This is a genomic window from Paenibacillus paludis, from assembly GCF_042610515.1.
Classification (GTDB): domain Bacteria; phylum Bacillota; class Bacilli; order Paenibacillales; family Paenibacillaceae; genus Paenibacillus_AQ.
The window spans coordinates 25,693-48,892 of the sequence record NZ_JBGJZP010000022.1 but is presented as its reverse complement, the minus strand read 5'-3'; the positions used below and the strand labels follow the sequence as shown (position 1 = coordinate 48,892).

The following is a 23,200-nucleotide window of genomic DNA, read 5'->3' as shown; positions in this document are numbered from 1 at the left end:
CTTTGTGTTACAGTTCATTCTTCCTACGCGTTGATCCCCGCTTCATTAGGGCGAAGAATCGCGGAGCCGATGGCCAGCAGAATAACAGCCATCAGGCCCAGAATGGCAAAGGGCAGCCACAGCTCATCCCAGCCTCCACCGGCTGCGGCGATGTCCACCGCTTGAATTGCCCATTTCTGCGGCATGAAGTTGGCCGCCTTCTGCATGTAATCCGGCATGATGGACAGCGGCCAGAAGCAGCCGCCCAGCATGCAGGACGGTGTAAGGATCAGCGTATTCAGCATCCCGGTATTGTTCGGGTTGCGGATCAGCCCCGCCACAGTACCGGCAATTCCCATGGATACGAGCATGAATGCAGCGAGGACCAGGAAATACAAATACATCGGCACCTCATAGTCGTAACGGAGCACCCACTTGCCCAGTGCAAGCACAGCAGCGATCTGGATCAGCCCTACCATAAAGCTGCCGAGGAAATTGCCGAGCGCAATTTCATAGGATCGTACCGGTGCGCTGAACATCCGCATCATCGTCCGCCCCCTGCGGTCCGCCATAATCAGCGACACGCTGCTGGTCACGAGGCTCATCAGAAACATCAGTGTCATACCTGTAATAACACCCAGTGTCTGCCGGGGGTACAGATTATAGTCGGTTCGGATACTGCCTACATTATGCTCTTCCGCCTGCTTCAGAATCGCGGCGAATCTCTCCTCCGAATCCATACTCCCGGTTGCAGAAGCCTTTCTCACCGTAGCTGCGGTTGACAGCATTTCTACAGCGATAGCATCGGTTTTCATCTTGATTAGCATAGAATCCTCTGTCGTCTTCAGCTCATATACGGTGAGCTGCGCCGCTTTCCCCTGCAGAATTCCCGAGGTAAAGCCCTCCGGAATCCACAATCCGGCCGCACCGTCCTGCGAGGTGACACCTTCCTTCAAATCAGCCTCATCGCTGCGCTCAACAAGCTTGTAATCCCCGCTATTCTCCAGTTCAACAATCAGATGATTCCCGGCTGCTCCGGTATCCTTGTTGGTATACAGCAGAACCGCCGCGCTATCTTCCATGCCGCCGGTAACGGAGACAATACCGGCTACCACTAAAGAGGGCAACAGGATATGCAGCAGCAGCCCTTTGTGGGAACCTATCGTTCGCTTGACCATATTCCGGCCAATCGTAAATATGTTATTCATGGTACCCCACCTTCCGGTATGAGAGAATTGCCGCACTGAATAGAATCAGGCAGATCAGCAGCATCATCCATAAATTCGGCAGAATCTGCTCTAAATCTGAATGCAGCATCATTCGGATTACGGCTTGCAGCGTCCAATGATTAAGCGTAAACGCACCAATACTGTTCACCCAGGAATCAGGAAGCGGAACCATGCCGCCGCTCAGAAAGGTCATGCCTACTGTAATGACATTGATGATACTCGTGGCTTCCGTCTCTTTTTTGCTGAACATGCACGCAATTACAGAAATGGTCAGGGAAGCGAGGATCATCAGCAGGCAGAACAGCGCCAGCAGACCCGGACGATTGCCCCAATACACACCGAACAGCCATTGAGACAACAGAATGATGGCCGCACATTGAAGCATGGTGATAATCGCAATGCCCAGCATTTTTCCTATAAACAAATCCGAGCCTTTAACCGGCATGGAGTTGATTCTATAAAGCGTGTGATTGTCCTTCTCGCTGAACAGCGAATGAGTCACCGTAAGGCCGCTATACAGCAGAAACATCAGCAGCATTGATGCGGCATAAAATTGCGAGGCTGTGTAAGTTCTTCCTCCATTACTCAAATCCCCAAGTTTTACGGCTGTCCCTTCTTGATGAGAATCAGCTGCGGCGGCAACAGCTTCCGGTCCTAGTGTCATAGCTGCGGCCTGCTTGTAATTCATGATGCTGAGAAAATTGTCAAAGGCTGTTCCAGCAACGGTGTTATCCATCCGGTCTTTACCAAGAATGAACTCCAGTTCAGCCTTTCCCCCGCTCTGTACTCCACTGTCAAATTCTTTCGGCACAATCACCGCATAGCCGTAGATGCCGGACCGCAGCCCGCTCTCTGCTTCCTGCCTGGTTGTGGCCTCATGGGGAATAATATAATCCTTGATTTCGGCTGAATCCAGAAAAGTCTTGATCATCTTGGAACTTCCTGTCCCACCAGCATTCACTACAGCTACCTTCACCGGGTCGATAGTTTCAGCCTCTTTGTCTCCCACTACCCCGGAGAGCGACGCGCCAAGCAGAAAGATCAGCACCAGCGGCAGCAGGAACAAAATCATCAGCACCCACCGTGAACGGGTCAGCCTGCGCAGTTCGTACACCGCAATTATCAAAATATTCATTTCAGGTTCCCCCTCCTTTAATCGCGCAAGGTCCGTCCGGTCAGGCTCAGAAACAGCGTCTCGAGATTCGGCTCTTCGATATGCAGGGAGACAATAATCCCCTCATGCTTGGAAAAGATAAACAAAATGTCCTGCAGCTCGCTCTGTGAGGATGGAAGATACAGCTCCACCGACTGCTCCACTTCCTTGACGCGGTTAATCCGCGGGTGAAGACTAAGCTCTTTAATCAGGGCAGCCGAGATATTGACAGCCTTGATGACTATTTTCTCTTCATGGGCAACCTTCTCCCGCAGTTCTTTCTCTGTGCCGCAGGCAATAACATGACCTTTATCCATAATTGCTACACGGTCGCAAATTGCTTCGACTTCCTCCATGTAATGGCTGGTGTAAATGATGGTCGACCCCAGCTTGTTCAGCGTCTTGACCGACTCGAGGATATGATTGCGCGATTGGGGATCAATGCCTACCGTAGGCTCATCCATAATGATCAGCTTCGGGCGGTGCATGATCGCGCAGGCAATGTTCAGCCGCCGTTTCATTCCCCCGGAGAAGGTGGCCGGTTTATCCTTCGTCCGGTCGCTTAGTCCGGTGAATTCCAGCGCCTCTTCCACCCGTTCCTTCAGCAGCTTGCCGCGCAGGCCATACAGCTTACCAAAAAATCTCACATTTTCCTCAGCCGTCATCGTTTCATACAAAGCCAGTTCCTGCGGAACCAGACCGATTCTTTTTTTCACCTCTAGCGGAGCTGCTGCCACTGACAGCCCGTCGATGATAATCTCGCCGCCGTCAGGCTTCAGCAAGCCGCAAATCATACTGATAGTTGTGCTTTTCCCGGCGCCGTTTGGGCCGAGCAAACCGAAAATTTCGCCTTCCTCGATGCTCAAATTCACATGATCTACTGTTAATTTCTGGTCGTACCGTTTCACTACATTACTGAGTACCGCAAGTGTCATCTCTTCATCCCCCTGTTCCTCAATCTCTATGCTCTTATTGTAACGCGCCAACAACATCACCGAAGGTACGAAAGGTCATCTTCTGGGGTGACTAAAGTCATCTCCTGAAATGGCCGGGGAATATGCTAAGATAAACATAAGAACAAATAGCATGATAGATTCGGGCATTCCATTGAAAAAAAGGATGACTTCTATTGATTAGAGAACTGAACTCTTTGCGTTACGGCCTCATTCTGCTCCCTGCTGCGATCACTATATACGTCTACGACTATGCCGACTATGAATTATTCACCCTGCATTTCCTGCTGCTGCTGCTTGTGGTGACGCTTGAGTACCGGCTGCCGAAATCACTGCCGCTGCTGGCCTGCATAGAACTGCTCTTCACGGCCTGGCTATGCCGCCAGTACGGTACGCTGATGATTTTCCCGGCCATCTCGGCGCTGCTGCATTATTCACGGCAACAGTCAAAGGCGGTATCCGTCGTGTTCACCTACGTTCATTTGGCTGTCCTGAATATCGCCTTCAGTCAATCAACACCTGTCGAATGGGGAGTGATGAATCTTACCTTCCTGCTGGCCGTTTTTCTCAATGTGCTGCTGCTGCGGACCGGCCGCGGCCGCGAGGAAACGCAGTTTCTCTATGATGAGCTGCGCCGCAAGCATTTTGAGCTGGAAGAAGCCCGTAGCCGGCTGCTGCAGTTCACCTCTCAGGTAGAGAATGCCGCACAATCGGAGGAACGGGTACGGATTTCCCGCCAGCTTCATGATGATATCGGCCATAGGCTGATCCGGGTCAAAATGATGGTTGAAGCTGCCATTCATACCTTGCCGGCCGCACCTGAATCCGGAATGAAGATGATGGGCCAGATTCGCGATCAGCTCGCGGCCAGCATGGACGATATGCGCGCTGCCGTAAGACGGATTAATTATGCGCCACAGCTTGAAGGGGCTTATGCCCTGGACCGCCTGCTGGAAGAAATCGGGCGGGATACGGGTATTGAAACCACGTATTCCATTCATGGGTACCCTTATCCGCTGTACCCAAGTACCCAGGTCGTACTTTATAGAAATGCCCAAGAGGCCATCACGAACGCCCTAAGGCACGGAAAAGCAGCGGCAGTATGGATCACACTGTCCTATAGTGAGCAAGAGGTTGTGATGGAGGTTGGCAACAACGGCAAACGGCCCGAAGGCGACCAGCTGCGAAGAATGCAGGGCAGCGGCGGCATGGGCCTGAATGGCATGACCGAGCGGACAAACCTGATCGGCGGAACACTGGAGCTGCGTACGGAGCCGCAATTCACCACAATTACCCGTCTGCCGGTTTATAGGCAGGCGGAGATTAGGTAACGTTGCATGAAGAACCGTAGGTGCAGCAAGTGATCATAAATTAGAGATAAGGAGTTTGCCCGCTATGATTAATGTAGTAATTGTTGACGATGACTCTTTTATCCGCGAAAGCCTCAAAGTGCTGGTAGGACTGGACCCCGACATTGCGGTTGTTGGCGCAGCAGGTGATGGCAATGAAGCATTAGCCTTGCTGCAGTCGCTGCCGCAAACAGATGTGGTACTAATGGATATCCGAATGCCGAATTGCTCTGGCGTGGAGGGCACCCGTCTCGTCAAAGAGACATATCCCAATATCTCCGTGCTCATGCTGACCACCTTTGATGATGATGAATATATCATTGAGGCACTCCGTAACGGCGCCAGCGGCTATCTGCTCAAGAACATCCCGCCGGACCGCATCATCCAGGGCATTAAGACGGTGCATGAAGGCAACATGCTGATCCATCCCGACATCGCCCGCAAAATGGCCGGATTTCTGCAGCCCGCCTCACGTTCAGTGTCCGCACAGGGCCGGCCGCTGGAATCCTTCGGCCTAACCAAAGCAGAGCTGGCCGTCGTCGCTTCCATTGCCGAAGGTCTTACCAATAAAGAAATTGCCGCCAAGCTGTTCTTAAGTGAAGGTACCGTAAAAAACTACATTACCGATATTCTCAGTAAGCTCGGACTGCGCGACCGGACACAGATTGCGATATTCTATTTGAAAAACCAGCAGGAGAAGTGATGTCCAGCCGGGAGTACGTTACAGAGAACGGTTGTGGAACGGAGAAGTAGTTCGCGGACAAAGAGGCGCTCCTGGTTTCTCTATGGATTGGAATACATAGATTCACTCAGTTAGAAAAAGGCCTGCCTCCCGCAGTTACGCGGGAATGCAGGCCTTTTATTGGTTTAGTTGATGGTGTGGATGCAACCACTTGCGAATACTGCCGCAGGATCAGCCTCCGGCGTTTTCCTGTTTAGGTTCAGTTCCGGCAGGTTTGGTCCGCTCGAGTCCATCTGCCGGAAGGCTGCGGCGACGGGTTCCGGTCTTCATCCCGATGATGCCGAAGATGCTGGAAGGTTTGGCCTCCGCAGTACGCAATTCATCCGGCTCCGGCACCAAAATCATCCCGAGCTGGTGATGGTCGCCGTCATATATCGCCCTCTGCAGATATTTGCTCTCGCCTTCCCGGTTCTTTACCTCCAGCTTGCAGAACGCCGGGTTCATGCGCAGCGCTTCATGCAGCTGCGCCGCTTCGGTCAACAGGACCCCGTTGACCTTCAGCAGAATCTCGCCCGGCAGGATGCCCATCTCCTGCGCGGGGCTGTCCGGCAGCACGGCAAGCACCTTGCGGCCGGCCGGGGGATGCACGAAGATGGGACTGGTACTGCGCTCCTCCAGAGCGCTGTACCAGCTTAAGCCTTCGTGCAGCAGAACAGCGGCGAGCGCCGCGAGCACGGTCAGCGGGCTCCACCAGGCCGCAAGCAGGCTGATGCCCAGCAGGACGATGCTGTATAACAGCAGCCGTCCTGCCGTGCGGGCCGCCTTGCGCCCGGGCAGCATGCTCTGGGTCATCTCGCTGAAGCCGATGATCACCGGCAGCGAGACCAGCCCAAGGCCGCCGCCCAGCAGCGGCTGCCAGGGCAGGTCGCCGATTCCCGTACCTGAGGGAATCAGCAGGAACAACGGCAGCGGCCAGAAGGCTTGCAGCTGATAGCCGCCGACGACCTTGCCGCGCTTCCCTGCCAGGAAGAGCGGGGTTGCCAGGCGCGCGCCCTGCCAGCGCGCCAACAGCGCCTCCGCGAGATGAAGCAACGCGGCCAACACCAGCAGCGCGGGGATATCCATATCCCGCAGCGCCGTGGCGAAGGTGCTTACGCCTCCGCTCTGCAGGCTATCCGGGAAGAAGGAGAGCACAAATTGCGCAACTCCCAGCAAGCCTATGGAATAAGCGAAACATAAAAACCGCACACGAAACAACATCAATACCAGACTGACCACCCAGATGAGAGCTACCGCAGCCCCGGGCAGTGAAATGCCCAGCGCGATCGCGGCTAGCGAGACAAGCAGCCCCATGACCAGCCCGCTCCAGATCGTCCGCCATGTTTCCTTCCCCCAGCTATGCTGCTTCACATGAATCAGCTTCCGCTCCAGTGCAACCTGCCTGCGGTAATACAGTGCTATAAATATAAGTGCGATATAGTAATAAGGCTGAAGAAGCAGATGTATGACCGCATTCCCCCAGCTTGTAAGCAGTTCCGTCATCACATTCAATGCGTTCGTCACACTCCTTATCTCCCTGGCTTGACTCCTATTGCAGTGTAATCCACTATCGTCTACCCGTCATAGAAAAAAAGAAGGCTGAATTCAGCCTTCTTACTTTTTCGACGCTGTTGCCTTAATTTCCTTCTGAATCTCTTCGATTGCCTTGTTCCGCTGGTTATCATTGACCGGGTCCTGAATAACCTTGATCAGCGCCAGCTCCATGGCTTCTGCTGTCTTGGCGTCAATGACACCCGTCGCTTTCAGCTTCGCCGTGCTTTGGAATTTCTTGACTGCTTCCTTCGTGCCTGCATCAAAATATCCATCCTTGCGGCCCGGCTTGTAGCCCAGACCCTCCAGCATCGTCTGTGCGCTTTTCACATCGGAACTGTTCATGTTGTATTGCAGTGTCACACTTTTGTTAATAGGTGCCACCGAGAAGTAATCAGGCTGGGCGACCGCAATATCCGGCTTAATTCCCTTGCCGTGAATCCAGGTGCCATCCGGCGTCAGCCACTTGGCAATGGTAATCTTGAGCAGACTGCCATCGCCAAGTTCCTTTTCAAAACTGGTCTGCACCGTGCCCTTGCCGAATGAATTCTCACCGATCAGCTTGGCCCCGGCCGATTGCTGCAATGCCCCGGCAAGAATCTCTGATGCGCTTGCGCTGCCTTTGTTCATCAGTACGACTACCGGGTATTTCTTGCTTGAGCCCTTTGAGGTACTGACCTCGCGCGTTTTGTCCTTATTTTCAACCTGGACAATCGTTTTGCCGGACGGTACGAACTGCTCTGCCATCTCAATGACTCTTTGCAGTACACCCCCGGGATCGTTGCGGACATCAAGGACAAGTCCCTTCATGCCCTGCTTCTCCAGATTAGCCAGCTCTGTCTTGAAGCGTTCAGCGGTATTCATGGAGAACTGGGTCACTTCGATAACACCCACCCCGTTCTTCTCCATGGTCGCATACACAGTCTCCAGCTTCACGTCAGCACGGGTAATTACAAATTTCAGCGGCACTGCAGAACCTGCCCGCTGGATTTGAAGCGTGGCTTCGCTGCCTTTCGGGCCGCGTATCTTGGCTACAGCCGCATTCAGCTCCAACCCCTCCAGCGATTCCCCGTTCACCGACAGGATAACATCCTTGGCCTGAATTCCGGCTTTTTCGGCAGGTGAGCCCTTAATCGGGGACACCACCACTACCTTGCCGTTGTCCGAGGAAACCTCCGCACCGATTCCCGAGAAGGAGCCTTCGATACTCTCCTCAAACTTCTCTGCCGTTTCCTTGCCCATATAGTTGGAATAAGGGTCGCCCAGGGCTTCCATCATACCGTTGACCGCACCATCTATCAGCTTTTCCCGGTCCACAGTCTCGTAATAATTGCCCTCAATCAAACTCAGAGCGGTTCCAAGCTTCTGTGACTCCTTGTCCTCCAGGCCACCGGTCGGCCGCACCGACGCCGCCAGGCCTTCGCCTGCGGCTTGTCCAAATACTTGCACATATCCGGTTACGCCTAAGGTCAGCAGGCTGCCGCACAGCAAGGCGGCGACGATCATAAAGGCCGCTGTGCTTTTCTTTAACATAACGTTCCCACCGTCCCTTCTTGTCCATCTCGTAAAACCCACATTAGTCCGTCCAGGAAAGAACGGTATCTCTCCCAGTATATGCCGTATAACGAATTTATATTTATTAGTGCTAAAAATTAGAGATAAGGCATTGGATTAACCGCTTTTTGATCAATCCGGACTTCAAAATGCAGATGGGGCCCCGTTGAACGGCCTGTCGATCCCGATTCAGCAATTACTTGGCCTCGTTCTACCTGTTCGCCTTCTCTCACCTTAATGCCGCCTTCGCGGATATGTCCATACAATGTCCAGACACCGCCGCCGTGGTCAATAATTACGCAGTTTCCGTAACCGCTCCACCATTCTGCAATAATAACGGTGCCGGAGTCCGCTGCATGGATGCTCGTCCCCTGCGGAACTGCAAAATCCACACCGGTATGCACTTTACCAACCTCTCCTGTCACCGGATGGGTACGCGGACCAAAAGGAGAAGAAATACGTGCCTGGCCTACCGGCATCAGGAAAGGACCACTGCCTCCAACATATTCCGAAGAACTCGAACTGGAATTCGAATCGGAACTGGAGCTGCTAGCGCTCGCAGCCTTCGCTCTAGCCGCCGCTGCCGCCGCTCTGCGGGCCGCCTCCGCTTTCGCTGCTGCTGCCTTGCGTGCCGCTTCTTCAGCCTTAATCTTATCCTTCTGCACTTGTAAAGCGGAACGTTCACTGGCAAGCTGCACTAGCTTGGCGTTCTGCTCTTCACTGATATCATCCGTGTCTTGTATTTCCTTGTCATAATAAGCAATAAGTTCCTGTCTCTGCGCTTCTCTTTCCTTAAGCACGCTGCGCTGGGATTCCAGATTCGTGTACAACTGCTTGGCCTGGGCATATTGCCCTTCAAGCTCCTGCTTCTTCACAATAACGGTCTGCTTGTCCACTTTGTGCTGCACCAGCAAATCCTGATCCTGATCCACAATCATCTTCAGCGAATCGGCCCGGTCGAGAAAATCCGCAAAGCTCTTTGAAGACAGCAGTACATCAAGGTACGATACCGCCCCATCTGTATACATCAGCCGAACGCGCGATTCCAGCAATTTCTCCCGGGAAGCTACACGCGCTTCTGCTTCATCCAGCTCGGCCGCGGTAACATTAAGCGACTCTTCGGTGCTGGCAATTTTGCCGGAGGTGGTCTTCATTTCGCCTTTCACTTGTTCTATTTGCTCCAGCACATTCTGGAGATTGAGCGTTGTCTTGTTCTTATAGTGCTGGGCTTCCTGATTGCGTGATTCCGCTTTTTCCTGTGCAGCCTTGGCCGTCTGCACCTCTTGCTGCAGCTTCTTCAATTGCTTGTCAATTTCAGCGACACTTGTCTTCTTGGCATATCCGTCAGAGGGTCCTACTAAAGTGACAACCAGCAGTGCAGCGGCTAATCCGGCGGCAATCTTCTTCAACTCGCACTCCCCATCCTTTATTCTCAAATATTTACCGTTTCGTAATTTTAGTAGTATTGAATGAAGACTTATACTTTCAAAAACTTGCGTATCGACACAGTACTTCCCCACACACCGATCAGCACTCCCAGGCCAACCAGCAGCCCGCAGAGCATCAACCAAATATCCTCAAAGGGAACAAGTTGCAGCCCAAGCATCGGATCTCCCTGTACGGAAGCCACGAGACCGGTGTAACCGACGTAGAGGGCACCTGAGGTAACCAGCGATCCGATCAGACCAATGAGCGCACCTTCAATAAAGAACGGCCAGCGGATAAAATAATTCGTCGCACCCACCAGCTTCATGATGCCAATCTCCTTGCGGCGGGCAAGAATGGTCACCCGGATCGTATTGGAGATCAGGAACATCGACATCAGCGCAAGCCCTGCTACAAAAATAAAGCCGATGTTACGCACAGCACGCGTTACTTTGAACAGCGTCTCTACCGATCCTTTGCCATAGTTAACTTTAAAGATTGGCTGCTCTTTGTGGGTCTTGTTGAGTGCTTCAATCTTTCCGGAGACAAAAGGAACGGTTTTGGGTTCGATAACTTCCACCAGCAGCTTGTCCGGCAGCGGATTATTGTCTACATCAAAACCTTCCAAAAGCTCGGCGGCATCCGGGCCCATATCTTCGCGGAATTCCTTTAGCCCCTGCTCCTTGGAGACGAACTCAACCTTGCTGACTTCCGGCATGCTGCCGATTTCGTTCTCCACCGTTTCACGCATCTTCTGATCCGTATTCAGCGCTAAATGCACATTGATCTGCACCTGGCTGTCCGCCTTGTCTGCGACGGAATTAACATTAAGCACTAGCAATATAAATACGCCTAGGACGAAGAGAGAGACGACAATGGACGTGATGGAAGCCACCGACATCCAACCGTTGCGGAATACGTTTTTGAAGCCTTCCCGCACATGCCGCAAGAAGGTCTTAAAACTCATAACCGTATTCCCCTCTCACCTGGTCTCGAACAATGTTACCGTTCTCTATAGCCAGCACCCGCTTGCGCATTTTGTTGACAATATCTCTGTTGTGGGTAGCCATTACAATGGTCGTGCCGCGAAAATTAATCTCGTCAAGAAGCTGCATAATTCCCCATGAGGTCTCGGGATCCAGATTGCCGGTAGGCTCGTCCGCAATAATAACAGAAGGATTGTTGACGATGGCCCGGGCAATCGCGATCCGCTGCTGCTCCCCGCCTGACAGCTGCGAGGGCTCACGGCCCGCTTTGCTGCGGAGACCTACCAGGTCGAGTACTTCATTGACGCGTTTCTTAATGATCTTCTTCGGTGCTTCAATAACCTCCATAGCAAAAGCGACATTCTCGTAAGCTGTCAGCCTGGGCAGCAGGCGAAAATCCTGAAACACAACGCCGATATTACGGCGGACATAAGGGATCTTGCGCGGCTTAAGCTTACCTATATTAAACCCGCCTACAGATATCTGTCCTTTGGTCGGAGTTTCTTCTCTATAAATTAATTTCATGAACGTTGATTTCCCTGCGCCGGACGGTCCGACGATATAAACGAATTCATTGCGATCGATCTTAACGGATACACCTTGGAGGGCATGGGTTCCGTTCGGGTAGGTCTTCCATACATCCTGCATTTCGATCATCTTATCACTTCCCGATTCTGACATATTGCTCCGGCCCCTGCCTTTCGACAGTAAACAGCGGGAGCTTCCATAAACTGCATTATTATCGCAGGCGTATCTATTGTAACAAATCCGTAACCGATTGAGTACCCGAAAGTTTTGCCGGAGCCGCACATATACATATATAAAAGCGTGATTGTTGTCCCCTGTACATATATATCGGTTACAGAAACCGTTCTTTAAGCATTGTTACTACTAGCATTGCTACTATGGCCCGCGCCGCTTCAAGCGCCAATACGCCCCCAGAAGGAGAATTTTCATGAAAAAAATCCACGCTGCGCTTATCGCTCTGACCGGGCTCATCCTTGCCGGTTCTCTTTTCGCCGGAGCGCTTCATTTATATGGGAGCCAGAAAACCATTCCGAAGGACACCCATTTGGCAGGCTGGAACATCGGCGGAATGGACATGAGCGAGGTCCGCAACGGATTAAAGGCTCGGCTGGAGGCGCTGGAGACGGTCCCTCTTATCCTGAAGGCGGAGGGTAATACGGAATTGACCCTCACGCTGAAGCAAGCGGGAATGACCTACGAAGCGGAACGTTTCCTCCGGGGACTGAAGGAGCTGACAGACGGAAGACTCTTGGACCGTGTTCGTGCCCGCCGCAGTTTCCCCCGCAGCTGGAGCTTCGGGGCCCATCTGGAGATCAGCCAGCTCCAGAACAGCTTAAGCCCGGCCTGGGAAAGAGAGTCTTTTGGTATTCCCGTTGACGCCACGCGGCGGATTACTGAGGATGACCGGGTAGTCTATACACCAGAGAAGACCTCCTACGAGGTAGATTGGCACGGACTGGAGCTTGCCCTCCGGGCGGCTCTGCCAACCAGACTCAGTACCGTAGATTCTTTGCAGGGCAAGGGGATCACTCTTGAAGTGCCGTTGGCCGTCCAGGAGCCTGCAGTCACACTTAGGGCTTTGAAAGACCAGGGGATTGAACGGAAAATCACCCAATTCAGCACTTCACTCGGTACAAGCGGACCCGGGCGGTCCTTTAACGTAGAAGCCGCCGCCAAAGCCGTCAACGGTACAATGCTCCCGCCGGGCGCTGTGTTCGATTACGGTAAAGCGATTGAAAAAGCTCAGGTTGAATACGGCTTCCGTGAAGCACCAGTCATTGTGAACGGAAAGCTGCAGCCCGGCACTGGCGGTGGAATCTGCCAGGTCTCCAGCACCCTCTACAACGCCGCACTCCGCTCGGGGCTGGAAATTGTGGAGCGGCGCAATCATTCGCTGCCGGTCAGCTATCTGCCCAAGGGGCAGGATGCAACATTCGCCCAGGGCTACATCAATTTCCGCTTCCGCAACAACACCGGTAAATACTTGATTATTAAAGCTGCGGTACAGGGGCGCACCTTAACTGTAAAGCTGTTCGGAACGTTCCCGAAGAACGTTTCCTATGCTGTCCACTCCCAGACCGTGGAGGTGCTGCCGCCGGCCGATAAGTATGTGGGCGACTCTTCGCTGCCTCCCGGCGGAACACGGGTACTGCAGAACGGCAAAACCGGCTATGTGGTTGAGACCTATATTACCCGCTATGAGGACGGCAAGGCCGTAGAGAAGACAAAGCTCTCACGCGATGTCTATCCGGCGCAAAAACGGGTCATCGCCATCAACCGCGGCGGCATGAGCAGATCCACCCTGCCGGAATCGCCAAAAAAGCAACTGGTTGAGGATGGCGTACGCAGCAGTCAACAGCAGTGAGCCTTCCCTTTACTGGCGGGCATTCCGGAAATTCGAAAAAGACGGTCAGCAGCGGATGCTCTGACCGTCTTTTTGGGCAATATAAGTATTAGTTTCACAATCGTATATATTCATTTTACACTCTGATAATCTACAGCGCCACCGCAGTTAATGATATGACGTTACACTGACAGTAAACTAGTCTCAGAAAGGATGAATTACTATGAGCACCATACTTGCATCCGGGCTGCCCTCCGTCGTCCGCAGCGCTCCTGCCGTCTACGCCTCGCGCACCTGCCGTGAAACGCTGCGTGTCATGTTTCAGCATCCGGAATCCAAATGCATTGTCGTCTGCAATTCCGTGAATGAACCTGTTGGCCTGCTGATGTGCGAGCGCTTCTTTTTGAAAGCTACCGGACGTTTGGGCATGGATCATTTCTACAGAGAATCTATAACCAAGCTGATGAACCGCAAGCCGCTGATTGCAGACATCTCCGCCTCCCCAGACAACGTGCGGGCTGAAGCAATGAACCGCCCCGAGCCTATGAGAAATGATTGCATTATTATTACGAGCAACGGCAAGTTCGCCGGTGTTGTCTACCCTTCAGATCTACCTCAGCCCGAATAGCAAACCTACTCCACTGCCTCTTAGAAAAGAATGTCCGGTGACGTGTCAATCCTCCAGTACCCGTTCACTTTTTTCAGTTCGACTACTACAGTTTCTGTCGGGCCCTGGCCCTCTGGATAAGGCACAGTAAGCTCGAACACTGCTGAGGTTGTGGTTTTGGAAACCATTCTGGCCTTGGCCTTCTCATATTGCAGTGAATTGCCCATGTCGGCATTCACCTGCGCCATTCTCCCCTTATACTCCAGAAATTGATTCTGTACATAATAAGCCGCCGCCTTGTGGGTGTACGCACGTTTTATGTAACTGAGCAGCTTCTGTTTCGTTCCGAGATCACTGGAAAGAAACCGGTATTCCATAGCATTATACTGAAAAAGCTCCGGCATATATGCACTTCCTCCGCGATGCGTATACGTATACAAAGCTTTGGCATGGGCCACCAGCGGAACCACGCTATTGACTGTCAAATTATTGATCAGTACCGGCCCCTCTTTTCCCGGTGCCACTACAGCCACGCTTTTTACTCCTGTATTCGAGAGCGGCAGTGAAGCCGCCAGTGCCCCGCTTCCCGCAGACATCAGCCCCAGGGAGAGAGCTAACGAACCGATCATCCACTTCTTGTTCATCCTTTAAACGCCTCCTTCATTGTCTTTAAAAAGCGATAGCTACTTTATAGCTTACGGTGTCCCGTAAGCTAAAATACCCAATCCCGCTTCTTATGAAAACGGATTAATGTCCGGCAAGCACAAAAAAAGCTCCGCCGAGGATGTATATCGGATTTGCACTGTGGTATTATTTGGCTGAGAGGAGGAGTGAATAAATGGCTTTAATAGAATGCAAATTTTATTCAGAAGTATTGGGACTGAACACTTCGATGACTGTCATTTTGCCGCAGCAAACCACTACACAGATCGGGCTCAGCAATGTAAAACTGGGTGATCTTCACCCGACGCTGTTTTTGCTGCATGGCTTGTCTGATGATGACTCCATCTGGCTGCGCCGGACTTCAATCGAACGGTATGTAGCAAAACTGGGGATTGCTGTGGTTATGCCGCAGGTACATCGCAGCTTTTATACGGATATGGCCTCAGGGGGCAATTACTGGACGTTTATCAGTGAGGAATTGCCTGCGCTGGCGCGCTCCTTTTTCCCGTTGTCAGCGAAACGTGAGGATAACTTCGTAGCCGGCCTATCGATGGGCGGTTATGGGGCGATCAAGCTGGGTCTGCGCAAGCCGGAGGTTTTTGCCGCTGCTGCAAGTCTGTCGGGGGCACTCGATATGGCCCATCATTTCTTGAACTCGGAAGATGCCTCGAAGAAAAGTAAAGAGTACGAACTGATCTTTGGCAAGAAAGACATCGCAGGCACTCCGGATGACTTATTATGGCTGCTTCAAGAAGTTGACGGCTCGAAGGAACCCAAACCGCTGCTCTACCAGTGCTGCGGCACCGAGGATTTCCTCTACGAGGATAATCAGGCCTTCCGTGAAGCCTGCAGCAAGACGTCATTGCCCCTCACTTATGAGGAAGGCCCGGGCGAACATGAATGGGGCTACTGGGACACCAAGATCCGCGATGTGCTGGCCTGGCTGCCATTATCGAAATAGGCTTTTCTCTGCCAATGCAGAGACATTCCCCTAGTATAGAAAAAAGACTGTCCTCCCGTGATCTAAGATACGGCTGAAGACAGTCTTTATTGATTTAAGCTCTTTCGATGATGCGTTGGCCAAAAGTTAACTATTCAGCGGCGTTCCCATGCTGCACTACCCATTTATTGGCCTCAAGCAAGGCAGCCTCTGCCCGTTCAATCGCTGCTTTCACCTGCACAGTGGCTGTGCCGCCGTACACGTTGCGCGCATCCACCACCGCTTCCGGCTGCAGGACTGCATAGATCTGCTCGTCGAACAGCGGCGAGAATTGCTTGAATTCCTCCAGCGTCAGATCGAGCAGGAATTTCCCTTCGTTAATGCAGAACAGTACGGTTTTGCCAATGACTTCATGGGCCTGGCGGAAAGGCAAGCCTTTGCCGACCAGGAAGTCTGCAATATCGGTCGCGTTGGAGAAATCGGTATTCACCGCTTCACGCATCCGCCCCTTGTTCACCTTCATGGTGGAGATCATCGGTGCAAACAGCTGCAGCGCCCCTGTAAGAGTGGCTACTGTATCGAACATGCCTTCCTTATCTTCCTGCATATCCTTGTTGTAAGCCAGCGGCAGGGACTTCAGCACGGTCAGGAGGCCAATCAGGTTGCCGTAGACGCGGCCGGTTTTGCCCCGCACCAGTTCCGGCACATCCGGATTCTTCTTCTGCGGCATAATGCTGCTGCCGGTACAGAAGGCATCATCCAGCTCCACGAAGCTGAATTCCGTGCTGCTCCACAGCACCAGCTCCTCGCTGAGCCGGGACAGGTGGGTCATGATCAACGAGGCGTTTGCCAGAAACTCAACGATAAAGTCACGGTCGCTGACTGCATCCAGGCTGTTCTCGTATACACTGTCGAAGCCAAGCTGTTCCGCTACAAAATGGCGGTCAATCGGGAATGTAGTTCCCGCCAGCGCGCCCGCTCCCAACGGCAGCACATTGATCCGCTTATAGCTGTCCGTCAGGCGCTCCGCATCCCGGCGGAACATCGACACATAAGCCAGCAGGTGGTGGGCGAACAGGATTGGCTGTGCCCGCTGCAAATGCGTATAACCGGGAACAATCGTCTCCACATTATCCTTCGCCTGGCCGATCAGCGCTTCCTGCAGCTCATGCAGCAGCCCAACCAGCTCTACTACCCGATTGCGCAGGTATAGATGCATGTCGGTCGCCACCTGATCGTTGCGGCTGCGTCCGGTGTGCAGCTTCCCGCCGACCGGACCGATCTCCTCAATCAGGTTCTTTTCGATATTCATATGGATATCTTCATCCGCTACGGAAAAAACAATTTCTCCCGCACGAACCTTATCCAACACCTTATTCAATCCTGCCTTGATCGTTTCTACATCGTCCTGCGGCAAAATCCCGCATTTGCCCAGCATTGTGACATGGGCCAGACTGCCCTGCACATCCTCTTCGGCCAAAGCCTTATCGAACCCGATGGAAGCCGTATATTCCTCCACCAGCTTGTTTGTTCCTTTGGTAAAACGTCCGCCCCAAAGCTTACTCACCTGTTGTTTCCTCCTCTGTTGACGCCAGAAGGGCCGCTCCTGTCCTGACGGGAGGAACGGCCTTCGGATGTCTGCTTAATTAAGCTGAACTTATTTCTTGATCAATACCGCCGCGCGGTTAAAATACTCTACTTCTTGGATTCCGCTACACCTGCTGAAACCTTCAGACGCAGGGCATTCAGACGGATAAATCCTGTGGCATCGCCTTGGTCATAAGCTTGTGTAGGATCAGCTTCCATCGTCGCGATATCCGGGTTGTACAGGCTGACCGGACTCTTGACGCCGGCACCGATGATATTGCCTTTGTAGAGTTTGAGACGCACCGTACCGGTCACGTTCTGCTGGCTTTCTTTGACCAGAGCCTGTAGAGCAAGACGTTCAGGCGCAAACCAGAAGCCGTTATACACCAAAGTGCTGTAACGGGTAATGAGGCTGTCGCGCAGGTTCATCACTTCACGGTCCATGGTGATGGACTCCATCTTGCGGTGTGCCGTGAACAGGATCGTTCCGCCCGGGGTTTCATACACGCCGCGGCTCTTCATGCCGACAAAACGGTTCTCCACCATATCTACGCGACCAATACCGTGCTTGCCGCCCAGTTCATTGAGTTTCTCCATGACTTGCAGCGGGGTCAAAGCTTCGCCGTTCAGCGCAACACAATCGCCTTTGAGGAAATCCAGCTCCAAATATTCCGCCTCGTCCGGAGCATCCTCCGGCGCGTTGCTGAGCAGGAACATTCCCTTGTTCTCAGGTGCGCTTGGATCAAACCAAGGATCCTCCAGCACGCCGCTCTCATAGCTGATATGCAGCAGATTGCGGTCCATTGAATACGGCTTAGCCGCTGAGGCCTGTACCGGAATTCCGTTGGCTTCCGCATAAGCGATCATTTCTGCACGGCCCGGGAACTGGTTGCGGAACTCTTCGAGCCGCCAAGGTGCAATAACGTTGATGTTCGGAGCCAGTGCAGCTACACCCAGCTCAAAGCGTACCTGGTCGTTGCCTTTGCCTGTTGCGCCATGGGCAATTGCCGTAGCGCCTTCAGCGATGGCAATGTCCACCATCCGCTTGGCGATCAGCGGACGGGCAATGCTGGTGCCCAGCAGGTACTGTCCTTCATAAAGTGCGCCCGATTGGAACATCGGGTAGATGAAGTCATTCGCGAACTCGTCGCGCAGATCATCAATGTAGACTTTGGAGGCGCCGGTCGCCAGTGCTTTTTCCTCCAGACCATCCAGCTCTTCCTTCTGGCCGATATCGGCTGTAAAAGCAATGATCTCCGCGTCATAGGTTTCTTTCAGCCATTTCAGAATGACCGAGGTATCCAGTCCGCCGGAATAGGCGAGTACAATTTTTTCTTTAGCCATGAAGAAGCAACTTCCTTTCGTGTGGGGGGGTATAAGATGAACTACTATACAACAATCGGGCTCTGGTCGTCACTGCGGAGAATGTTTGGACTTCCGGCCGCTGTTGTCTCCAGATGTTTTTGATTATACCGTTATAGCGGTTAACATCCGGAGACAAAGGCGGACGCTTACGCTCCTACAGTTCCAAACTTCCCCTTCGTTCCTTTTCACCCTATTATTTATAACAGTTCAACTTATATAGTGTTTTATATAGTATAAGACCAAGCAAGACCCTTGCAAGATCAATCTTTATTCACTCTAAGCCTAATGCTAAATTAATTAGCCCATAAGCGCGGCCATCAAGGCCTTCTGCGCATGCAGGCGGTTCTCGGCCTGGTCAAAGATGACCGAATTCGGCCCGTCGATTACACCGGTGCTGACCTCTTCCTCGCGGTGGGCCGGCAGGCAGTGCAGGAACAGATAGTCGCTCTTCGCGCCTTTGACCAGTTCCTCATTGACCTGGTAGTCCTTGAACGCCGCTTCGCGGGCCAGCTGCTCGGCCTCAAAGCCCATGCTCGCCCACACGTCCGTGTAGATGACATCAGCATCCTGCACCGCTTCCTGCGGGCTGCGGGTAATGACGATGACAGAGCCGGTCTCCTTGGCGATCTCACGCGCTTCTGCGACCACAGCGGCATCCGGCTCATAGCCTTCCGGTCCGGCGATGGAGACATGCACACCCAGCTTGGCTCCGCCGATCAGCAGGGAATGCGCCATGTTGTTGCCGTCGCCGATATAAGCCAGCTTCAGCCCTTTAAGCTTACCCTTGTGCTCATAGACCGTCTGGTAATCGGCCAGCACCTGGCAAGGATGAGCCAGGTCGCTCAGCCCGTTGATTACAGGAACTGAAGCATAACGCGCCAGATCCTCCACTTTATCATGGCCAAAGGTACGGATCATGATGCCGTCAAGATAACGGGACATTACCTGCGCCGTATCGCCGACCGTTTCTCCGCGTCCGAGCTGAATGTCATTTTTGCTTAAGAAAAGCGCATGTCCGCCCAGCTGATACATCCCCACTTCAAATGAAACGCGTGTGCGGGTTGAGGATTTCTCGAAGATCAGTCCGATCGTCTTGCCCTTTAGCGGCTGATAGACCTCGCCGTTCTTTTGCTTCTGTTTCAGCTCGATGGCCAAATCGATCAAATACGTGATTTCTTCCGGACTGTAATCGTTCAGCTCCAGTAAATCCCGGCCTTTGAGCTGCTGTGCGATTGTATTCGCAGCGTTTTGTACACCCTGGCTCATGAACCTGCCTCCCCGTTTTCTTTGTTAGCATAAGTATGAATTAGTTCGGAAAGGATGTCCACCGCCTGGTGGATCTCCTCTTTGCTTACATATAAATTAGGCAGCAGCCGAATCACATTCGGTCCGGCCTGTACGAACAGCAATCCCTGCTTCTGTCCGGCCAGCACAATATCGCTTACCGGTGACTGGCATTCGATGCCGATCAACAAGCCTTTGCCGCGGATCTCCTTCACAAACGGCGTATCTGCCAGCTTCTCTCCCAGCAATCCGGTGAGGTACCGGCCCATTTCGGCTGCGCGCTGCGGCAGCTCATCTTCGAGCATCGTCTCGATGGTCGCTTCCATCACCGCTGCGGCAAGCGGCGTGCCTCCGAAGGTGCTCGCATGGCTGCCCGGGCTGAAGGCTTCACGCAAATAGCCTTTGCCCAGCATGACCCCCGCCGGAAAACCGCTGGCCACACCTTTGGCCAAAGTGAAAATATCCGGCTCAATGCCGTAATGCTGATGTGCAAACAGCTTGCCGGTACGGCCCATGCCGGTCTGCACTTCATCGACGATCAGCAGCAGACCATGCTCCTTGCACAGCTCCACCACTGCGTCGAGGAACTCCTGCTTCACTTCAAGCACGCCGCCTTCCGCCAGCACCATCTCCAGCATAATGGCTGCGGTATTCTCGGAGATCGCTTCCTTAAGCGCCGGAAGATCATGCAAAGGCACCGTCTTAAAGCCTGCGGGAAGCGGCAGGAAGCCTTCTTTAACCTTTTGCTGGCCGGTAGCCGTAAGTGTCGCCAATGTGCGGCCATGGAAGGATTGTTCGAACGTGATAACCTCATAACGCCCCGTGCCCTTTACCTTCTGGTGATAGCGGCGGGCCAGCTTGATCGCAGCCTCATTCGCTTCTGCACCACTGTTGCAAAAGAACACCTGATCCGCACAGCTGTTGCCGGTAAGCAGCGCTGCCACCCGGTCCTGGCCCGGAATGTGGAACAGGTTCGACACATGCCATAGCGTATCAATCTGCGCCTTCAGCTTCGCGCCAACCTTCTCCGGAGCGTGCCCCAGACTGGTCACAGCCAGACCACACATGAAATCGAGATATTTGTTGCCCTGATCATCCCATACCCAGCTGCCTTTGCCCTTGACCAGACTAATGTCATATCTGGCATAGGACGGGAATACCGCACCCAGCTTGGCAGGAGCAGCCCCCTGATCCTCCAGTTCCGCTGAACGGTTTTCCGTTGCCCCTGTCAAAGAATCCTTTTCCGCTTGCGTTAGCTTACTCATTCTTAGTCACTCTCCCACCATGCTGCTTCCGGTATTCCGGCAGCGCTGTATTTTGTAATTCCAATCAGAATGCGGCTGTGCACTATATCTTCTCTTGCATTCTATCAAATTCAGCTAGGAAGAGATAATTCTCGTTCCCAGCTCTTCGCCCTGCAGCACCCGGCTGAGTACTTTCGGCTCCTTGCCGTCCACAATAACGACCTCCGACACACTGCCCTGAATGCAGTCCATCGCGGCCCGCACTTTAGGAATCATCCCGCCGTAGATTTCGCCGCTTTCGATCAATTCTTCAATCTGCGCTACCGTCACCGACGGAAGCACAATCTTCTGTCCTTCCACTGTACGCATAATGCCGGGAACATCCGTCACTACAATCATTTTGGGCGACTCCACAAAAGAAGCCACCGCTCCGGCTGCAGTATCCGCATTAATATTGTAGCGCTGGCCCGCAGCATCCACACCGATAGGAGCAATTACAGGAATATAGCCCAAATCAAGAATACCCTCGATGATCTCTGCTTTGACCCCGGTTACTTCACCGACCTGGCCCACTTCATCGCTGTTCGCTACCGGTTTGGCCATGATGAGATTGCCGTCGACACCAGATAGGCCAAGGGCTTGCCCGCCGCTGCCCTGAATTCTTCGGACAATCGCCTTGTTAATACTCCCGGCTAAGGTCATCTCCACCACATCCAGCACTTCCTCGGTCGTCACCCGCAGGCCGTTCACGAAACGGCTCTCAATACCCAACTTCGCCAAATTCCCAGAGATCGCCGGGCCGCCGCCGTGAACGATCACAGGCTTCACACCGCTGCTCTGCAACTCTCTTAAATCGTCAAAAAAAGAGTCAGGCAATGCCGCCAGCGTACTGCCGCCGCATTTCATCACGAACAGCCCGCCGGCCTTATTCTTCTCTATACGTTCATCGGTCATAGTATCGGTATCCTTCCCATGGACTTATGCAACAGGTTGGTCAGGTACGGTAGGCCGCATTGATCCGCACATAATCATAAGTGAGATCACAGCCCCAGGCTGTAGCCGTACCGTCCCCATCAGATAAAGCTACGGTAATCAATATCGTATCGCTCTTTTGCAAATAGTGAAGTGCCTTCTCTTCATCAAAAGCAACCGGACGCGACTGCTTCAGCACCTCGATCTCTCCCAGCGAAATGTCTACACGCTCTGGTGATACAGGCACTCCCGCGCGTCCCACCGCAGCAATGATTCTTCCCCAGTTGGCATCCGCACCGAATATCGCCGATTTGACCAGACTGGAGCCGACCACCGTTTTGGCAATCGCACCTGCAGCCTCATCATGGACCGCCCCGCTGATCTGCACTTCAATAAGCTTCGTCGCGCCTTCGCCGTCACGGGCAATTGCCTTGGCCAACGTCTTGCAGACATGTATAAATGCAGCGGCAAAAGCGTCCCAATCCGGATGAAGCCGCGTCAGCTTCTCATTGCCGACCAGACCGCTGGCCATCGCTACCAGCATATCATTGGTGCTCGTATCTCCATCCACCGTGATCATATTAAATGTCGAATTGGTAGCTGTGCGCAGCAGGGTTAGCAGAGCTTCGCCATCAATGACCGCATCCGTGGTCATGAAGCCCAGCATCGTGGCCATATTGGGATGAATCATTCCCGAACCTTTAGCCGCTCCGGCAATTGTAACTTCCTCGCCGCCGACCAGTACCTTCACACAGCATTCTTTTTTCACCAGATCGGTAGTCAAAATAGCCTGGCAGAATTCCTCCGCACCAGCCGCTCCCCCATCCAGCTTCTCCGGAAGTCCGGCTATTCCGCTGCGTACACAATCCATCTTCAGCAGCTCACCGATTACCCCGGTAGAAGCAACCGCAACATCCAGCTCATTCACACCAAGATGACGTGCAGCCGCGGCGCGCATTTCGTAGGCATCGGCTTCTCCCTGTTCACCGGTGCAGGCATTGGCGTTTCCGCTGTTTACGATTACCGCCTGCAATAGCCCGTTCGCCAGACTTTCCCGTGTCACCTTCAGCGGAGCAGCCTGAAATACATTGGTCGTATAGACAGCAGCAGCCGTGGCAGGCACCTCGCAAAGGATGGCCGCAAGGTCATTGCGGTCGGTTTTTTTGAGTCCGCAGTGCAGCCCTCCAGAGGTAAATCCCTTCGGTGCAGTTATACTTCCGCCTTCCACGACGGTATATGCTTTAATCTCATTCATTGTATGTTTGAC

The 23,200-nt window shown here is 53.1% G+C and carries 20 protein-coding genes; 5 read left to right on the top strand and 15 right to left on the bottom strand.

The window, feature by feature from the left end:
* Window positions 1-23: 23 nt before the first annotated feature.
* Genes ACAN56_RS29230 through ACAN56_RS29220 form a run of 3 tightly spaced genes read right to left on the bottom strand, consistent with a single transcriptional unit; the run spans window position 24 to window position 3,296 of the window.
* Window positions 24-1,187: an ABC transporter permease gene (locus tag ACAN56_RS29230; protein WP_379147267.1), complete on the bottom strand. Its 1,164-nt coding sequence runs from the start codon at window positions 1,185-1,187 to the stop codon at window positions 24-26.
* Complete coding sequence (locus tag ACAN56_RS29225; RefSeq protein WP_038597264.1) at window positions 1,180-2,343, bottom strand: ABC transporter permease; 1,164 nt, start codon at window positions 2,341-2,343, stop codon at window positions 1,180-1,182. Before ACAN56_RS29225 ends, ACAN56_RS29230 begins: the two co-directional genes overlap by 8 nt.
* A 17-nt stretch (window positions 2,344-2,360) precedes the next feature.
* On the bottom strand, window positions 2,361-3,296 hold the full coding sequence (locus tag ACAN56_RS29220; RefSeq protein WP_038597267.1) for an ABC transporter ATP-binding protein: 936 nt from the start codon (window positions 3,294-3,296) through the stop codon (window positions 2,361-2,363).
* 194 nt (window positions 3,297-3,490) lie between these two features.
* Between ACAN56_RS29220 and ACAN56_RS29215 the strand changes: the two genes are divergently transcribed.
* Window positions 3,491-4,645, top strand: coding sequence for a sensor histidine kinase (locus tag ACAN56_RS29215; protein ID WP_379147264.1), 1,155 nt, complete (start codon window positions 3,491-3,493; stop codon window positions 4,643-4,645).
* Window positions 4,646-4,709: 64 nt separating this feature from the next.
* Window positions 4,710-5,366 carry a response regulator transcription factor gene (locus tag ACAN56_RS29210; RefSeq protein ID WP_038597272.1) on the top strand — a complete coding sequence of 219 codons (657 nt, stop codon included), beginning with the start codon at window positions 4,710-4,712 and terminating at the stop codon, window positions 5,364-5,366.
* A 210-nt stretch (window positions 5,367-5,576) separates the two neighbouring features.
* Here ACAN56_RS29210 and ACAN56_RS29205 read toward each other — a convergent pair whose 3' ends face one another.
* The 5 genes from ACAN56_RS29205 to ftsE form a co-directional block, all read right to left on the bottom strand.
* Window positions 5,577-6,887 carry a PDZ domain-containing protein gene (locus ACAN56_RS29205; protein WP_038600954.1) on the bottom strand — a complete coding sequence of 437 codons (1,311 nt, stop codon included), beginning with the start codon at window positions 6,885-6,887 and terminating at the stop codon, window positions 5,577-5,579.
* Between the two features lie 111 nt (window positions 6,888-6,998).
* The gene (locus tag ACAN56_RS29200) at window positions 6,999-8,468 is read right to left on the bottom strand and encodes a S41 family peptidase (RefSeq protein WP_038597275.1); all 1,470 of its coding nucleotides are present in this window, start codon (window positions 8,466-8,468) and stop codon (window positions 6,999-7,001) included.
* Between the two features lie 119 nt (window positions 8,469-8,587).
* Window positions 8,588-9,898, bottom strand: a complete 1,311-nt coding sequence (locus ACAN56_RS29195) for a murein hydrolase activator EnvC family protein (RefSeq protein ID WP_379147261.1) — start codon at window positions 9,896-9,898, stop codon at window positions 8,588-8,590.
* A 68-nt stretch (window positions 9,899-9,966) separates the two neighbouring features.
* Window positions 9,967-10,881, bottom strand: coding sequence for a permease-like cell division protein FtsX (gene ftsX, locus ACAN56_RS29190; protein WP_038597280.1), 915 nt, complete (start codon window positions 10,879-10,881; stop codon window positions 9,967-9,969).
* Complete coding sequence (gene ftsE, locus ACAN56_RS29185) at window positions 10,871-11,557, bottom strand: cell division ATP-binding protein FtsE (protein WP_038600957.1); 687 nt, start codon at window positions 11,555-11,557, stop codon at window positions 10,871-10,873. Before ftsE ends, ftsX begins: the two co-directional genes overlap by 11 nt.
* A gap of 298 nt (window positions 11,558-11,855) precedes the next feature.
* Between ftsE and ACAN56_RS29180 the strand changes: the two genes are divergently transcribed.
* The gene (locus ACAN56_RS29180; protein WP_379147259.1) at window positions 11,856-13,292 is read left to right on the top strand and encodes a VanW family protein; all 1,437 of its coding nucleotides are present in this window, start codon (window positions 11,856-11,858) and stop codon (window positions 13,290-13,292) included.
* Window positions 13,293-13,494: 202 nt separating this feature from the next.
* Window positions 13,495-13,899: a CBS domain-containing protein gene (locus ACAN56_RS29175; protein WP_038597285.1), complete on the top strand. Its 405-nt coding sequence runs from the start codon at window positions 13,495-13,497 to the stop codon at window positions 13,897-13,899.
* A gap of 20 nt (window positions 13,900-13,919) precedes the next feature.
* On the opposite strand, the gene ACAN56_RS29170 is transcribed toward ACAN56_RS29175, so the two are convergent.
* Window positions 13,920-14,522: a DL-endopeptidase inhibitor IseA family protein gene (locus ACAN56_RS29170; RefSeq protein ID WP_379147257.1), complete on the bottom strand. Its 603-nt coding sequence runs from the start codon at window positions 14,520-14,522 to the stop codon at window positions 13,920-13,922.
* 194 nt (window positions 14,523-14,716) lie between these two features.
* Between ACAN56_RS29170 and ACAN56_RS29165 the strand changes: the two genes are divergently transcribed.
* Window positions 14,717-15,502 (top strand): alpha/beta hydrolase, encoded by a 786-nt coding sequence (locus ACAN56_RS29165; protein ID WP_379147255.1) that lies wholly within the window; start codon window positions 14,717-14,719, stop codon window positions 15,500-15,502.
* A 130-nt stretch (window positions 15,503-15,632) separates the two neighbouring features.
* On the opposite strand, the gene argH is transcribed toward ACAN56_RS29165, so the two are convergent.
* The 6 genes from argH to argJ form a co-directional block, all read right to left on the bottom strand.
* Window positions 15,633-17,048, bottom strand: coding sequence for an argininosuccinate lyase (gene argH / locus ACAN56_RS29160; protein WP_379147253.1), 1,416 nt, complete (start codon window positions 17,046-17,048; stop codon window positions 15,633-15,635).
* A gap of 128 nt (window positions 17,049-17,176) precedes the next feature.
* Window positions 17,177-18,412, bottom strand: a complete 1,236-nt coding sequence (locus ACAN56_RS29155) for an argininosuccinate synthase (RefSeq protein ID WP_038597293.1) — start codon at window positions 18,410-18,412, stop codon at window positions 17,177-17,179.
* A 318-nt stretch (window positions 18,413-18,730) separates the two neighbouring features.
* Window positions 18,731-19,699 carry an ornithine carbamoyltransferase gene (gene argF, locus ACAN56_RS29150; protein WP_038597296.1) on the bottom strand — a complete coding sequence of 323 codons (969 nt, stop codon included), beginning with the start codon at window positions 19,697-19,699 and terminating at the stop codon, window positions 18,731-18,733.
* The gene (locus ACAN56_RS29145) at window positions 19,696-20,982 is read right to left on the bottom strand and encodes an aspartate aminotransferase family protein (RefSeq protein WP_342437412.1); all 1,287 of its coding nucleotides are present in this window, start codon (window positions 20,980-20,982) and stop codon (window positions 19,696-19,698) included. Before ACAN56_RS29145 ends, argF begins: the two co-directional genes overlap by 4 nt.
* A 114-nt stretch (window positions 20,983-21,096) precedes the next feature.
* Complete coding sequence (argB, locus tag ACAN56_RS29140) at window positions 21,097-21,915, bottom strand: acetylglutamate kinase (protein WP_379147250.1); 819 nt, start codon at window positions 21,913-21,915, stop codon at window positions 21,097-21,099.
* Window positions 21,916-21,955: 40 nt separating this feature from the next.
* A complete protein-coding gene (gene argJ / locus ACAN56_RS29135; protein ID WP_379147248.1) occupies window positions 21,956-23,188 on the bottom strand; it encodes a bifunctional ornithine acetyltransferase/N-acetylglutamate synthase in 1,233 nt (410 codons plus the stop codon).
* Between the last annotated feature and the right edge of the window lie 12 nt (window positions 23,189-23,200).

Coding starts and splice junctions, on each gene's coding strand:
- ACAN56_RS29230 (WP_379147267.1), bottom strand. CDS start 1,187: ATGAATAACATATTTACGATTGGCCGGAATATGGTCAAGCGAACGATA.
- ACAN56_RS29225 (WP_038597264.1), bottom strand. CDS start 2,343: ATGAATATTTTGATAATTGCGGTGTACGAACTGCGCAGGCTGACCCGT.
- ACAN56_RS29220 (WP_038597267.1), bottom strand. CDS start 3,296: ATGACACTTGCGGTACTCAGTAATGTAGTGAAACGGTACGACCAGAAA.
- ACAN56_RS29210 (WP_038597272.1), top strand. CDS start 4,710: ATGATTAATGTAGTAATTGTTGACGATGACTCTTTTATCCGCGAAAGC.
- ACAN56_RS29205 (WP_038600954.1), bottom strand. CDS start 6,887: ATGACGGAACTGCTTACAAGCTGGGGGAATGCGGTCATACATCTGCTT.
- ACAN56_RS29200 (WP_038597275.1), bottom strand. CDS start 8,468: ATGTTAAAGAAAAGCACAGCGGCCTTTATGATCGTCGCCGCCTTGCTG.
- ftsX (WP_038597280.1), bottom strand. CDS start 10,881: ATGAGTTTTAAGACCTTCTTGCGGCATGTGCGGGAAGGCTTCAAAAAC.
- ftsE (WP_038600957.1), bottom strand. CDS start 11,557: ATGATCGAAATGCAGGATGTATGGAAGACCTACCCGAACGGAACCCAT.
- ACAN56_RS29180 (WP_379147259.1), top strand. CDS start 11,856: ATGAAAAAAATCCACGCTGCGCTTATCGCTCTGACCGGGCTCATCCTT.
- ACAN56_RS29175 (WP_038597285.1), top strand. CDS start 13,495: ATGAGCACCATACTTGCATCCGGGCTGCCCTCCGTCGTCCGCAGCGCT.
- ACAN56_RS29170 (WP_379147257.1), bottom strand. CDS start 14,522: ATGAACAAGAAGTGGATGATCGGTTCGTTAGCTCTCTCCCTGGGGCTG.
- ACAN56_RS29165 (WP_379147255.1), top strand. CDS start 14,717: ATGGCTTTAATAGAATGCAAATTTTATTCAGAAGTATTGGGACTGAAC.
- ACAN56_RS29155 (WP_038597293.1), bottom strand. CDS start 18,412: ATGGCTAAAGAAAAAATTGTACTCGCCTATTCCGGCGGACTGGATACC.
- argF (WP_038597296.1), bottom strand. CDS start 19,699: ATGAGCCAGGGTGTACAAAACGCTGCGAATACAATCGCACAGCAGCTC.
- ACAN56_RS29145 (WP_342437412.1), bottom strand. CDS start 20,982: ATGAGTAAGCTAACGCAAGCGGAAAAGGATTCTTTGACAGGGGCAACG.
- argB (WP_379147250.1), bottom strand. CDS start 21,915: ATGACCGATGAACGTATAGAGAAGAATAAGGCCGGCGGGCTGTTCGTG.
- argJ (WP_379147248.1), bottom strand. CDS start 23,188: ATGAATGAGATTAAAGCATATACCGTCGTGGAAGGCGGAAGTATAACT.